The sequence below is a fragment of the Armatimonadota bacterium genome, from assembly GCA_013314775.1.
Lineage (GTDB): Bacteria > Armatimonadota > Zipacnadia > Zipacnadales > JABUFB01 > JABUFB01.
This window is the reverse complement of sequence record JABUFB010000016.1, coordinates 130,046-143,098: the sequence shown is the minus strand read 5'-3', so window position 1 is coordinate 143,098 and position 13,053 is coordinate 130,046. Positions and strand designations below refer to the sequence as shown.

General features: G+C 63.0%; 11 protein-coding genes and 1 pseudogene. 10 read left to right on the top strand and 2 right to left on the bottom strand.

Going from position 1 to position 13,053, the window contains the following annotated elements:
• The first annotated feature begins 127 nt into the window (after nt 1-127).
• Nucleotides 128-394: pseudogene (locus tag HPY44_19685) on the top strand (DUF1559 domain-containing protein).
• 677 nt (nt 395-1,071) lie between these two features.
• Entirely contained in the window at nt 1,072-2,061 is a 990-nt protein-coding gene (locus HPY44_19680) for a Gfo/Idh/MocA family oxidoreductase (GenBank protein ID NSW58234.1), read from the top strand.
• 72 nt (nt 2,062-2,133) lie between these two features.
• Here the strand turns inward: HPY44_19680 and HPY44_19675 are convergent, their stop codons facing one another.
• Entirely contained in the window at nt 2,134-3,117 is a 984-nt protein-coding gene (locus HPY44_19675; GenBank protein NSW58233.1) for a flippase-like domain-containing protein, read from the bottom strand.
• Between the two features lie 154 nt (nt 3,118-3,271).
• On the opposite strand from HPY44_19675, the gene HPY44_19670 reads away from it, so the two are divergent.
• The gene (locus HPY44_19670; GenBank protein ID NSW58232.1) at nt 3,272-4,780 is read left to right on the top strand and encodes a discoidin domain-containing protein; all 1,509 of its coding nucleotides are present in this window, start codon (nt 3,272-3,274) and stop codon (nt 4,778-4,780) included.
• 45 nt (nt 4,781-4,825) lie between these two features.
• The gene (locus tag HPY44_19665) at nt 4,826-5,899 is read left to right on the top strand and encodes a dienelactone hydrolase family protein (protein NSW58231.1); all 1,074 of its coding nucleotides are present in this window, start codon (nt 4,826-4,828) and stop codon (nt 5,897-5,899) included.
• An 87-nt stretch (nt 5,900-5,986) separates the two neighbouring features.
• On the opposite strand, the gene HPY44_19660 is transcribed toward HPY44_19665, so the two are convergent.
• The gene (locus HPY44_19660) at nt 5,987-6,652 is read right to left on the bottom strand and encodes a PEP-CTERM sorting domain-containing protein (protein NSW58230.1); all 666 of its coding nucleotides are present in this window, start codon (nt 6,650-6,652) and stop codon (nt 5,987-5,989) included.
• A 346-nt stretch (nt 6,653-6,998) separates the two neighbouring features.
• Between HPY44_19660 and HPY44_19655 the strand changes: the two genes are divergently transcribed.
• The 6 genes from HPY44_19655 (at nt 6,999) to HPY44_19630 (ending at nt 13,022) form a co-directional block, all read left to right on the top strand.
• Nucleotides 6,999-7,322 (top strand): hypothetical protein, encoded by a 324-nt coding sequence (locus tag HPY44_19655; protein ID NSW58229.1) that lies wholly within the window; start codon nt 6,999-7,001, stop codon nt 7,320-7,322.
• Complete coding sequence (locus tag HPY44_19650) at nt 7,316-8,776, top strand: radical SAM protein (protein NSW58228.1); 1,461 nt, start codon at nt 7,316-7,318, stop codon at nt 8,774-8,776. Before HPY44_19655 ends, HPY44_19650 begins: the two co-directional genes overlap by 7 nt.
• Nucleotides 8,777-8,783: 7 nt before the next feature.
• Nucleotides 8,784-10,076: a radical SAM protein gene (locus HPY44_19645; protein NSW58227.1), complete on the top strand. Its 1,293-nt coding sequence runs from the start codon at nt 8,784-8,786 to the stop codon at nt 10,074-10,076.
• Nucleotides 10,073-11,914 (top strand): hypothetical protein, encoded by a 1,842-nt coding sequence (locus HPY44_19640; protein NSW58226.1) that lies wholly within the window; start codon nt 10,073-10,075, stop codon nt 11,912-11,914. The genes HPY44_19645 and HPY44_19640 overlap by 4 nt, the downstream gene beginning before the upstream one ends.
• A complete protein-coding gene (locus HPY44_19635; protein ID NSW58225.1) occupies nt 11,911-12,654 on the top strand; it encodes a methyltransferase domain-containing protein in 744 nt (247 codons plus the stop codon). Before HPY44_19640 ends, HPY44_19635 begins: the two co-directional genes overlap by 4 nt.
• 92 nt (nt 12,655-12,746) lie before the next feature.
• A complete protein-coding gene (locus HPY44_19630) occupies nt 12,747-13,022 on the top strand; it encodes a hypothetical protein (GenBank protein NSW58224.1) in 276 nt (91 codons plus the stop codon).
• Nucleotides 13,023-13,053 lie beyond the last annotated feature (31 nt).

Here is a 13,053-nt window from a genome sequence, read left to right as displayed (position 1 = left end):
GACCGCAACAGAATGGCCTTCAGAGCGCCTGTAAACGGCTCACGTTGAGAGAAAAGGGCCCGGGCCTTCAAAAAAGACGGCCAGAGCGACGCGTAACACCCCGCCAATGGGGTTGTTCAGCGATTAGATCATCGCCATCCTGGCGGCGATCCTGTTCCCGGTGTTCGCCCGGGCACGGGAGAAAGCCAGGCAGGCCAGCTGCTCTTCGAACCTGAAGCAGATTGCCCTCGCCGCCCACATGTACGCACAGGATTACGATGAGAGACTGCCGTACGGCTACACGTCCATCAGCGGCGTGGGGGCCTGGCCCTGGTATATGATCATGCAGCCGTACCTGAAGAACGATCAGATCCGCGAATGCCCCAGCAGCAGTCAGGCCGGCCTGTACGCATACGGGATCAACACCCGGATCTACAACGGCTGGAAGCTCGGCGACATCAAGCAGCCGTCAGCTACGGTGCTGTTCGCTGACGGCAAGCGGATCAACCGCGCAACCGCCGGGTTCAATGACATGGACCCGACAACGTGGGGATGGAACGGACACTGCCACTGGCAGATCCACTTCCCCGGCGCGGGTGCCTGGAACGGCGGCAGTTGCTGCCCAGACTCGCGCCGTATCGATGTCCGGCATAACGACGGTTGCAACGTTGCCTGGGTGGACGGGCACGTGAAGTGGTCCAAGGGTAAGGAGCTGATTCAGTACCCGATCGGCGACCCAAACTGCCTGTACGACGAGAACTAACCGGGCCACCGTTCGGGTGCCAATAGACATCACAGGCCTCCGCTTATCCGGCGGGGGCCTGTCTCCTTCCGAAGGGAACTGCACCGGCGTCACTCGCCGTACGTGATCGACAGCACTAAGCCGGACAGCGCAGCCTATCGGTCGCGCATGCGCATCGTCTGCACATCAGTTTTCGCTCTTTCGTGATGGAGGCTTCAGCATTTGGGGCGGCGACGACGACTGCTGCTGATCGATCCCGAGTAGCCCGAAGGGGAACGCTGCCTCGCGGCGAACATTGTGCGCGTCTGCATAAGACGGACACCAAGGACCAACGGAGAGAAGGCGAAATCATGGCCAAGCTGGGAATCGGTTTCATCGGCTGCGGCGGGATCCACAATGCCCATGCCCCGCACCTGGTGGACAATGACGAGGCATACATCGCCTGCGCGATGGACGTAAACGAGGACGCCGCAAAGGCCCACTGCGAGAAGTACGGGACGGAGGTCTGGACCACCAGCGAGGACTGTCTCCTGTCGCGGGACGACGTGGATGCCGTGGTGGTCTGTACCCCCACCGGGTTCCACAAGGACACGGTCATCAAAGCAGCCGCTGCGGGCAAGCATGTCTTCTGCGAAAAGCCCATGGCCATGAACGTGGCCGACTGCGAAGCCATGGACCAGGCCTGCCGCGACGCCGGCGTCGTCCTGCAGATCGGTTTCGTGCGCCACTTCTGCAATGAATGGCTGAAGCTGCGGGAAATCATTCAGTCCGGGATGATCGGCCGCCCCGTGGTGTGGCGCTCGGTCAGTGGAGGCTCCGGAGCTCCCACCCCCTGGTTCTTCGATAAGGAACTGGGCGGCGGGCCCTTCATCGACGGCGCGGTCCACAGCTACGATTTCGCCCGTTTCATCTTCGGCGAGGCCACCAATGTCGTCACCGACATACGCCGCCTGAAGGAGGGCACCACCGCCTGGGACACCGGCACGGTCATCGTCAACTTCGCCAGTGGCGACCAGCAGGTGCTCGTCTGGTCCTGGGGACTGCCCGGCTTCGGCTACGCGGTCAAAGCCGACAGCGCCCACGACGTGCTTGGGCCGCTGGGCTCCATCATGTTCCCCGGCGGCAATAAGCTCCAGGTTAACCTCGCGGATGGTGAGCACGAAGTGGAGTTCGAGGCCGACACCGGGGGTGACTGGTTCCGTAAGCAGATGGCGAGCTTCATCGAATGCTGCAAGACCGGCGCTCAGCCGATTGCCGGGGCGAAGGAGGGCATCGAGGCGACGCGCATCGCCGCCGCTGCCTTGAGCGTCGGTGACCGCCCGGCCATCATCGAACTGTAGCAGTTCCGCATCGTGGGCAACGCCGGCCTGCCTGGGTCACCCGGGCAGGCCGACATGCGTCCGGGTTCAAGTCTACGGCGGCGCGATGGACCTGTTCTCCGGCATCCACTGCGCACCGGCGCCCAGGAGGCTCAGGACAGTGCCTGCGATCCTCTGCGCCACCGCAATTGCCAAGGCATCGGCGTGGGTCATCCCGGACCACCCGAGCAACACTACCGTCGCGCCCTCGATCCACCCAAGGCCGTTGATCGTCGCCGGGATCATCCCCACGATCTTCATCACCGCCGAGATTGCCACACCCTCCACCGTGCCCAGGCGAAAACCAACCGCTGCGGCCCAGAACTGGAGCGCAAACCCCATTACCACCAGACCCGCCGAGGAGATGAGGAACGACGCCACCAGTGCCCACCGGTGGTGGCGATAGCGCAGCAATGCCCGGGATAGCTCGCCGAAGAGGGTCGCCGCTCTGAACACAAGCCGCCGCATGACTGGCGCACCGTCGCCGGGCTCGGCTGCTGGTGAGCGACGCGCGGCGAGCCACACCACCCCGGCCCCCATCATGCCCGCGACGAACATCACCAACATCGCCCACTTGTACTGGGACATGTCCAGCACCAACCCGGCCGCCAGTCCGAACATGAGCATCGATCCCCAGCCGATGAGCAGCCGGTCCACAAGCACGGAAGCAATGATTCCGGTGGTCTCTGCTCCGGGCCTGCGCGCCAGCAGGTACGACTTTGCGGCATCACCCCCGACGGTGGAGGGCATGAAGTTGTTGTAGAAAAGGGCGACGAAACCCAGGCGCAACGACTGCGAGACTGGTATCCGGATGCCCGCCGGCGCAAGCAGAACATGCCAACGCAGGACGAACAACACTCGCTGCGCGAACTCAGCGCCGACTGCAAGCGCCAGATACAGGGGTGCCATTCGGGCCGTTGTTGCTGCGGCTTCACGGACATCTACCGACCCAAGAACCACCACGATGCAGGCGATGGTGAGCGCCAGCCTGAGCACCAGGAGTAGCGAATTTTGCCGGTTTTTCTTGTCGTTGTCCATTCCGCGGGGGCTCCCGGGGCAATCAGGCACTCGGGTCGCCGACATTTCCGCGCCCCCGGCGTGGCAACCTCTGCGCACCGGAAGGCCGTGGGGCCTTCCGCGAGGAAACGATCACGAACGGTGAAATCCACCCGATAATGGGAGGCTGCGCGCAATGAGGACTCCTGGGTATCCGGTCATCGCGGCACTGGTCTGGTCGCTCAGTGCGGGAGCGCCGGCCGCTGAGGTTGCCCCTGCACTTCAGGGCGTGCGGCTATTGTCGGCCGAAGCCCGCGGGGGAGAGCTGGCGAATCCGGAGTTCGCGCTTGACGGCGATCCGGAGACCGAACTGCGCTTCGCCTGGCCCAACGGAGGCGTCTCGCTCACTGTTGACCTGGGCGGCCCGACTGTCCTCGAGGGGGTGCGGATCACCAACGGCCATACCGAGCGACTGATCTGGCTTACCGAGGTGCTTGTTGGCCCAGACCCCGGCCACCTGCGTCCGCTCCTGGGAAGGCAGATCAATCTCGCAATGTGGGAGCCCGCGCAGACCACCGAGGTCCCGCTCCCGCCATCGGTAGGCCGGTTTGCACAGGTGCGTATCGGCGCGGCATCATCCAGCCACGGGCGGGTGAGCGAGGTGCAGTTCCTGGGCCGCCCGAATCTACCCGAACGCCATCTCATGTGCTGGTCCTCCGATGTCCAGGCGGATTTCCTCGACAAGCTGGACTACCTGGACAAAGACCTCGGGGCCACCGACCTGTGGCTGGACTACGTGGAAACCGCTTTTCCGCAGACAAACCACAACTCGGGCTTCGACCTGTGGGTTGCCTCGGGCGCCTTCGAACAGCTCCGCGCCCGGGGCATCCGGTACTGGCTTGCCGAACACGAGCCCTTTACATTCATGGTCAGTAAACCGGCGGACCTGGCGGATGACTGCAAGTGGCAGACCACCTTGCGTCAGATGAGGCACATCTATGCACGAGCGAAGGAGCTGGGCTTCCGCGGGATCGTCTACGATGCCGAGGACTATGATGGCGTGACCCAGGAGGCCCGCGAGCGCTACGCGGACGTGGCCGACCACGTGGATGCATGGTGCTTTGCGGACGAGTTTGGCTACGCCGGCGGGTACTACCAGCGCGGTCTGCAAGTGGGTAAGGTGATCCGCGAAGTCTGGGGCTGCCCTTTGATGCAGGTCTACGAAGCGCGCATGTACGCCGGCAAGCTCGACTGCCGGGCCGGGAACTACTGGTGGCTGAAAGGTATCCACGACGCCGGGGTTGAGATATGGATCGCCACCGAAAAGACCTACGGGGCTGGAGAGGGAGAGGTGACCGGGCCTGACTTGCCGGCGCACCTCAACCGGTGGTTCGTGCGCCTGCCCGAGTTCGTCCCCCGGGTCCAGGAGGCCTTCCCCTTCGCCGTCCGGATTCTGCCCGGTTTCCACCCCTGGAACGTACGGACGGCGCGGCCGCACTACCTGCCGCGTTACCTGGACGAGCAACTTGCCCAGGCTGCCGATTGCGCGCCCGGCTACTGGATATACAATGAGGGCAACCGCAGCGCTGGAGATCCCCGGGACACCCTTGATGCGGAGGTTCTGCGAAAGCTCGGAGTAACCGCCGAAGACTACCTCGCGGTTTTCCGCAGCCACAGAACAAGCAGAGATGCAGACGGACAGTAGCGCCGGCGACGCAACGCCGACGCGTTCCAACACAGGAGAGTGCCCATGCCCGCGAAGAAGAAGACCGACTCGAAGCCAAAGGCCGTGAAAAGATGCTACAAGCCGATGGACTACATTGCCGACTTGTACCAGGCGAACCTTCCTGAACTCGCATTCGCCTGCAAGGACGAGGAAGAGTGGAAAGCCTGGCGACGCAAGCTGAAGCGCAAGTTCATGGACCTTCTGGGCGGACTGGATGAGCCAAAGTGCGACCTTGCGCCGCAGGTCTCCAGACGCAAACGCTTCGAGGGCTACACCCGCGAGCACGTGATTTTCCAGAGCCGGCCGAACCTGACTGTAACGGCCTGGGTGCTCATCCCCGAGGGCCTCAAGGGCGCGGCGCCGGGGATGATCTGCCTGCAGGGACACGGCCCAGGCAAGGACCAGATCGTGGGCATCAACGACGACGGCTCCCAGCGAACCGAGTTCGGCGAGTACCAGAAGGACTTCGCTATTCAGGCGGTGCGCCGCGGTTATTTCGTGATTGCGCCTGATATGTACGGCTTCGGCGAACGGCGCGACCCCGAGGAGATCGATCAGGCCAAGGGCGCGTCGAGCTGCCGCAGACCGAGCTTGGCCGCTATGCTTCTCGGCCGCACGGTGCCTGGCATCCGGGTCTATGACGTGATGCGCTGCATCGACTATCTTGAAACGCGCCCGGAATGCAATGCGAACCGGATCGGCTGCATGGGGATTTCCGGAGGAGGCACGATCACGACTTTCGCCGCAGCGGTTGAAGAGCGGATTGGTGCGGCGATGATCAGCGGCTACCTGAGCTACTGGCAGGACTCCATCATCCCCATCCGCCACTGCGAGGACAATTATGTGCCCGGAGTGCTCCAGTATGCCGAAATGCCCGACATCGCCTGCCTGATCGCGCCGCGCCCGGTGTTCTTCGAGAATGGCACCCAGGACAGCATCTTCCCCATCAAGTCGGCGCGCAGGGCGTTCAGGCAGATCAAGGCCGCATATGATGTGCTCGGTGTGGCACACCGGTGCGAGATGGAGGTCTTCGAGGGCGACCACCAGTGGTGGGGCGAGAAAGGCTTCCCGTTTATGGACCGGTGGCTGAAGGGGTAACGGCGCGGGGCAACGCAGACAACCGATGCAAATGAAACGGGACCGCCAGGCGGCGGTCCCGTTGTCTTCTTGCCGTCAGGGAATGCGTCAGGCGCTGCGGCGGCGTATGACGGTTCCCACACCCAGCAGGCCCAGACCAAACAGGGCTATGGTGCCTGGCTCGGGGATATCCTGGCTCTCCTCATACTCGTACCGAATACGCCCCTGGATGTAAGTGGTATTCGTGTAGTCGGTGACCGTCACGTAGTCGGGCTTGCCGAAGACCTCATACAAGGTTGCATCGAAGGAGAAGCCCGTGACGACGCCATTCCCACTGAAGTAGGCGATGTACGGGGCGGTGTTCCATACGCCACTGGCCCCCTCGACGGAACTGTCGCCGCCTTTGCTCACCGTAGCGCCAACATTCACCGCAAACAACCCGGAAGTATAAGTCGGCACATAGCTGCCCAGAGAGTTGCCCAGGCCGTCCTCCACGTTGGTGGTATCGTAGAACTGGTAGAAGCAGCCAATGGCATTCTGAGTGCCGTTGTTCTTGTAGTCGGCTAAGCCGTCGACGTAGGTCGAGAACTCCCACTCGATGCTCAAGAGCGTCAGCGTGCCCCCGAGGGTATCGAATTGGTTGAAACCGACACTGCCTGTTCCCGTGGCGGGGGCCCAGCTGGTCGCGACCGTCTGCCAAGGAGTGAGGGTAGAGGCCCCGGCTGGAAACGCGGCGACAACCGCGAGCAAGGCAATTGGCAATAGCAAACGCATAGTCGGCCTCCAAAGAACATGGGGTCGAACGCTGACAATAGTATACACGGGCGGAAGCGTATTGCATCCTCTTATTGTGGTTTCTGGTAGATAATTTATGGTGTCAATGAATAACAAAATGTGACAATTACTATATTTATGGTCTTTCTTCCTTATTTCTGGGTCTTTTTCGCCGCACTGAACCGCACGGCGCCCAATCGGCCTACAGAACGCGAACCAGACAGGTATGTCTGCATCGACGAAGGTCCCGCTCCGCCACACGCCGAATTGTGCATGAGAAAACATGTACCGAAGAGGAGGTGACGCGGGCTGCCGGCGGCGGCTCGCAGCTATATTGAAGAGTGGAATGTACGCGCTCGCCGGGATTGTCGGTCTCCTGGGTCTGGTCTTCCTGATCGGCAACCAGGGCCTGCCGGCCCGGATAATCATTGGCATTGTGCTCATCGGCGCCGGGGTGGTCATTGGCTGGCTTACGAGCATGAAGGCTCCCGAGCGCACCATCGTCCAGAAGATCGATGTCACGGGCGATGTGAACACCGAACAGCTCAAGTGCCGCAACTGCGGCGCCCCGCTGGACGAAAAGTCCATCAGCATGCAGGAGGGCGCGATCATCGTCAAATGCCCTTACTGTGGCACCTCGTACCACATTGAGGAGGCGCCCAAGTGGTAAGGAGGACTGTCGGCTGGGCGCTGAACGCGGTGACCGAAGACTGGCGAGTATTCATGCGCCAGATGCGTGTGGTATTCGGGCGCGGCCACAGTGCACCGGGGCTCTACACTTACCGCAAAGAGAGCCGGTCCGGGAAGACCCGGGTGCATCTGCGAGTCCACAACGACGGCAGTGGCGCCCTGTTCGTGAATGTGTGCGACCCGATCCACCTCTCCCCCAGCGCTACCGAGATCACCAGGATGCTGCTGGATGGCGTTAGCCCGGCGCAAATCACGGCCTGCCTCAAGCGCTGGCATCCTAATGCGCCCCTGGACGATCTGGCGGCAGATGTGGGGCTCCTCGCTGACCTTGTGAACCGCGCCGGCGAGCCGTCAGTATCCTGTCCTGCCTGCGCGCCAGGCTTGCAGCGGACTGACCTCTTCACGACCCGGGCGAAGGCTCCATACAAGGCGGACCTGGCCCTGACCTACGACTGCAACAACGCCTGCCTGCACTGCTACAATGAGCCGGGCAGGAGGGCTCTGCCGCACCTGGACGGCGCGCAATGGCGCCAGGTCATCCGCACGCTGGCGCAGGTCGGTGTGCCGCACCTCATTTTCACCGGGGGTGAACCGACGCTGCATCCGCAATTGGCCGGACTGGTGCGCCTGGCCGAGAAGCTCGGGATCCTCTGCGGCCTAAACACCAACGGTCGACGCCTGTCAGATGCGGCCTTCGTCAGGAAGCTCGCCAGTGCCGGCCTGGACCACGTGCAGATCACCCTCCTGTCCAACCAACCGGCAGTACACAACCGCATCGTCCAGGCCAACGCCCACGCGGAAACGGTTGAGGGCATCCGCAATTGCGTAACGGCAGGGCTGCATACCATCACCAACACAACGCTGACCCGTGACAATTGCGGGCACATACTGGAGACCCTCACCCTGGTGCGCGACCTGGGCGTGAGAACCTTCGCGGTCAACAGTATGATCTGCTCGGGATCCGGCCGGTGCAACCCGGCGGGGCTGCGCGAATTCGAACTCTCGCCGGTGCTCGCAAGTCTGCTGGAATACGCGCGGGTCAATGACATGGCGATGCTGTGGTACACTCCCACGGAGTATTGCCGTCTTTCGCCCCTGGAACTGGGCCTCGGGCCCAAGTGCTGCAATGCCGCGGAGTACTCGGTCTGCGTGGAGCCCAACGGCGATGTACTGCCCTGCCAGTCGTACTACGAGCCTGCGGGCAATCTCCTGCGCGATGGTTGGGAGTGCATCTGGGACAGCGACTTGTTCCGCACAATCCGTATGAGGCGCGAGGACCCACGACAGTCGGGGCTGCCAGAGAAATGCTGGAACTGTGAAGACCTGCAGGTGTGCGGGGGAGGCTGTCCACTGAGGCGGCAGGAGCTTGAGTGCGATCTTGCAGGGGCTGTTGGCGCGCTTGCGTCTGACGCCCCGAACAAACGGGAGGATTGAGCCGCGCATGAACCAGGACCCAGGGAAGAGGGATGACGAGGCCACCGTCGGGCCCGGTCTGCACCATTTCATGGTGCTCGAAGGCGAGACTCCCACGCGTTTCCACCTGCGCGTAGACCCCGACGGCGGCGGCATGCTTCTCGCCAACGCCGCCGAGGCCGCGCACCTGTCCCCCGTGGGTGTGCTGATGGTCTACGGAGTGCTGGCCGGTCATCCGGACGAGGAGATTCTCCGGGCCGTCAAAGCCAGGTTCGCGGGCGCAGCCGATGCACAGGTTCGCGCTGACTTCCAGCGCGTCCGGGCTCTGGTTTCAGATCTGACGGCCCGTCGTTCGGACTACCCCATCACTAATCTGGTTGGCGCGGAACTTGGTGCAGACGGCAGGAAACTCGCATCACCCTACAGCGCCGACGTCACCATGGGCACGCTGGAGCAGATGCAGCCGATCTTGCGGAGCCTGTGGGACGCGGCAATCCCCCAGGTAAACATCGTGATCAGTCCCGACACCGACCCCGGCGCGCTTGTACGCACGGTGGAGTTCACCGAGGACCTCGGAATGATTGCGGGCGTGCGCGCCATCGCCAGTTGGGTGCCATCGGGAGTCTTGAGGGAGATGGCCAACGCGGGCCTGGACTATCTCGCGCTGGTCTTCGCTTCAGCAGACCCCGCGGAGCACGAGGAAATGGTTCGTGCCGAAGGGGACTTCCTTCGCGTACAAGCGGTGTGGGATCACTGCCGAGAGCTGGAGTTGTGCCCAATTGCCCAGTGCCCCATCACCGATCGGACCCTTGGGGAGCTTGATGAGATGGTGGAGTTCATTGCAGGCCGCGATGTCACCGACATCTGGTTCTTCGCCCTGGCATGTCTGGACGGCGAGGAGGAGGCTGATGCGGCGGGCGCTCTCCCGGCGAGAGCATTGCCCCAGGCGGCCACTACGGTTTTCGAAGCCGCCGAGAACTTCGGTCGGCGTATCATCTGGCAGCCGCCGGTCAGGTTCAATCCGCGTATTGACCTCGCATCTCACGTGATCGCTGGGCCTCGCGCGGGGAGCGATGTCGCCGTACGCGTGGAGCCGGACGGGTCGGTATTCCCGGCCCGCGGGCCACGGACATGCGCCGGAAATATCCTGAAACAGACCTGGCAGGAGATCTGGAACAGCCCATGCTTCACCCGTTACCGTGAGCAGGTGGAGGCCCCGAGTCAGAGCGCCGCCTGCCCGGACCTGCCGATCTGCGAGGCCTGGCCGCCCGAAGACCCGGCCGGTTGGAGTGATGATTCACCGGAGGCTGACACCGAATGATGAAGCCCGATATCTCACACCGGGCCGGCGTGGTCCTGGCCCTGTCATTGCTGACGCTGAGCACCAGTTGCATGGCTCAGGACTACCTGTTCTCAGTCCCTGAGATGACCTTCGCAGTCACGGTCAACCCGGACGCCTCCGTGGAGCTTTTCTACGAGATCCTCTTCGAGTGTGCGCCCGGCGCCCACCCCATTGACTTCGTGGATGTGGGCCTGCCCGACCGGGACTACGACATCAGCAACATGGAAGCCGCGGTCATCGACGCGTCCGGGCAGAAGTACGAATGTACGGGAATCGAAAAGTCTGACTATATCCCCATCGGTGTCGCGGTTCCGCTGGGTGCCGCCACCATTCAGCCTGGCCAGCGTGGGACATTCCTCTTCCGCTGCACCATGCCCAATCGGGTCTACCAGGACACCACCCGGCCCGACTACGCGTCCCTGAGAATCACGCCCACGTGGTTCGGGTCCCAGTACGTGCAGGGCACCACGAAACTCGGAATCGTGGTCTATCTGCCGAAGGACATCAAGCCGGAAGAGGTATTGCACCAGGGTCTGAACTTCACCAGCAAGGCGGTGACCGACACCAACACCGTGGCTGCATGGTTCATGCCTGCGGCCCGGATCGACGGACCCAACATGGTCGCCCTGTCCTTCCCGAAGCGCGGGATGAGCCGCGTGGTCACCATGAGCAAGTGGGATCTGCTTGTGAAGTGGTGGAAGGACAACCCGAATACTCGCTTTGTCTGGGGCGTGATCCTCGCGATCCTCTTTGGGATCATGTTCTTCCGCGCAAGCCAGGGAACGGGCATCAGTTGCTTCCTGGGTCTGCTGCTCATCTTCGCGTGGCTGTTCATCCTGAACCCTGTGGCGCAACTGATCGCGATACCCATCCTGCCCCTTCTTTGGCTCCTGTCTGAGCGCTCTCTGAGACGCAAGCGCGGGAAGTACCTGCCGGCGATTGCATCAGTCGAAGGCGGCGGGGTCAAGCGCGGGCTCACGGCGCCGGAAGCGGCGGTGATCCTCGAGCGACCGCTGAACGAAGTGCTGACATTGGTTCTCTTCGGTCTCCTCAAGAAAGGCATTTGCGAGCAGGTGAGCGCCGATCCATTGGTCATCCGAGTCAACGAGGCCTTCGCAAAGGAAAGCCGGGGCGACCGGCGCAAGGCCGCCGCTCTTGCTGGCAAGGTCATCCACGGGTACGAGCAGCCGTTCATTGAGGCGCTCCTGGCAGCCGGCGAAGTGCCTGTACCCAAGATCAAGTTCGCCAAGGCCATGAAGGAACTGATCGACGGCACCGTCAAGCGCATGCAGGGCTTCGACCTGGCCAAGACCCGCAGCTACTACACTTACATCATCTCCAAGGCATGGGCGAATGCCAAGTCCATCGGCGATGTCGAGGACCGCACGAAGCACACCGATGACAATCTGGAATGGCTCATGGTCTCCCCCACCTACCGGGATGACTTCGGCTACTGGCACAGCCACGGTTACCACTATCGGCCTCCCTGGAGCCGCGGAACGGTCTTTGGTGACAGTGGCGCGGGACAGGTCTCACTGCCTACTCCGGACACGTCCCGCACCAGCTTCGGTGATGTCGCGTCATCCTTCGCCGGCTGGACTGAGAATGTGGCGGGCGGCCTGGCATCCCAGATGGACCCGGTGCGAATCGGCTTGGACGCGCAGGCCATCGTGGACTTGTCCGGCGTGGACAAAGTGACGCTGGACATGCTCGAAGCAATGTCCAAGAGCAGCGGGAGCGGGGGTGGAGGCGGCGGTTGCGCGTGTGCGTGTGCCGGTTGTGCCTGTGCCTGCGCTTGCGCAGGCGGCGGCAGATGAGCATCGAAGAAAGGCCCGGCCTGCCCGCACTCGACGAGGCGATCCGCCTGTCCGACTGGCTTGCCGGGCCTCGTGGCAGGCTCCTGCGCAGGGCACAGATCGCCCTGCGACGCCGGGTGCTGGAGATTGGCTGCGGTCACGGCAATGTAACCGCCGAACTCCAGCGGCGATCGGATGCTGCCGGCGGATTGGTAATTGGCTTGGACAAGGATGCGGGCCCTGCCCGGCGTTCCGGCATTTTCACCGGGCCCCTGGTGCAGGCTGATGCCACTGCGCTGCCCTTCCCGGACAGATGCTTCGATCTGGTCCTGTGCCAGAACGCCCTCCTCTGGATCGCTGATCTCGACCGATCGATGGCCGAGACGGCGCGCGTGCTGGCTCCGGGCGGCTTGCTGGTCGCAATCGAACCCGATTACGGGGGGATGCTGGAGTTTCCCCCCGAGATCTCTCTGCGCGACCTGTGGCTTGATGGACTACTCGCGGCAGGCGCGGATCCGCAGGTCGGCCGAAAACTCCCAGGAGCCGCCGAACGCGTGGGGCTCCACGTGCGCGTGGAATTGCAGAACATACCTTGCCCCCCGAACTCCGACGGTGCGCGCCTGCTCATGGGCCTGCATCTTGACCCCCAAAGCCGCCGGCGCGTCGCCTCAGTCGCGAACCAACTTGACCACACCCGGGGCAACTGGCAGGCATTTGTGCACGTCCCCTACGTGCTTGTGGAAGCCCGCAAGCCGGCATGAACTGGTGGATCACGAGGGACTCGACGACGGGAGACAACCGGCGCGTTGACGTTGCACGGTGGGCGTGCTAAATTGCCCCCATGAGTTGGCAGATGCCCCGCAAGCGCGTATCGTTTAGCAAGCGGCAGCTCAAGGCCTATGCTCTGTGCGCATTGATCTTCGGCTTCACCATGCTGCTTGCACTGCGCCTGAGCTACCCCCCGGACCCCATGGCCGGCCGGTATCCACGAACACCCGCGAGCCGTGATTCGGTAGAGACCGAGAATAACCAGCTCCGAATCAGGGCCGACGGCAGATATGAAGTTTACCGCTTCGTGGAGACCGACAGAGGCATTGCAGCGGAGCGCGTCGATGAGGGACGGGAGTAGGCCACCCGTTCCCGGCAGCCCACCCCCGTTG

What these genes read in the sequence shown, in the direction of transcription:
- HPY44_19680 (NSW58234.1), top strand. Translation starts at nt 1,072, where the DNA reads ATGGCCAAGCTGGGAATCGGTTTCATCGGCTGCGGCGGGATCCACAAT.
- HPY44_19675 (NSW58233.1), bottom strand. Translation starts at nt 3,117, where the DNA reads ATGGACAACGACAAGAAAAACCGGCAAAATTCGCTACTCCTGGTGCTC.
- HPY44_19670 (NSW58232.1), top strand. Translation starts at nt 3,272, where the DNA reads ATGAGGACTCCTGGGTATCCGGTCATCGCGGCACTGGTCTGGTCGCTC.
- HPY44_19665 (NSW58231.1), top strand. Translation starts at nt 4,826, where the DNA reads ATGCCCGCGAAGAAGAAGACCGACTCGAAGCCAAAGGCCGTGAAAAGA.
- HPY44_19660 (NSW58230.1), bottom strand. Translation starts at nt 6,652, where the DNA reads ATGCGTTTGCTATTGCCAATTGCCTTGCTCGCGGTTGTCGCCGCGTTT.
- HPY44_19655 (NSW58229.1), top strand. Translation starts at nt 6,999, where the DNA reads ATGTACGCGCTCGCCGGGATTGTCGGTCTCCTGGGTCTGGTCTTCCTG.
- HPY44_19645 (NSW58227.1), top strand. Translation starts at nt 8,784, where the DNA reads ATGAACCAGGACCCAGGGAAGAGGGATGACGAGGCCACCGTCGGGCCC.
- HPY44_19640 (NSW58226.1), top strand. Translation starts at nt 10,073, where the DNA reads ATGATGAAGCCCGATATCTCACACCGGGCCGGCGTGGTCCTGGCCCTG.
- HPY44_19635 (NSW58225.1), top strand. Translation starts at nt 11,911, where the DNA reads ATGAGCATCGAAGAAAGGCCCGGCCTGCCCGCACTCGACGAGGCGATC.
- HPY44_19630 (NSW58224.1), top strand. Translation starts at nt 12,747, where the DNA reads ATGCCCCGCAAGCGCGTATCGTTTAGCAAGCGGCAGCTCAAGGCCTAT.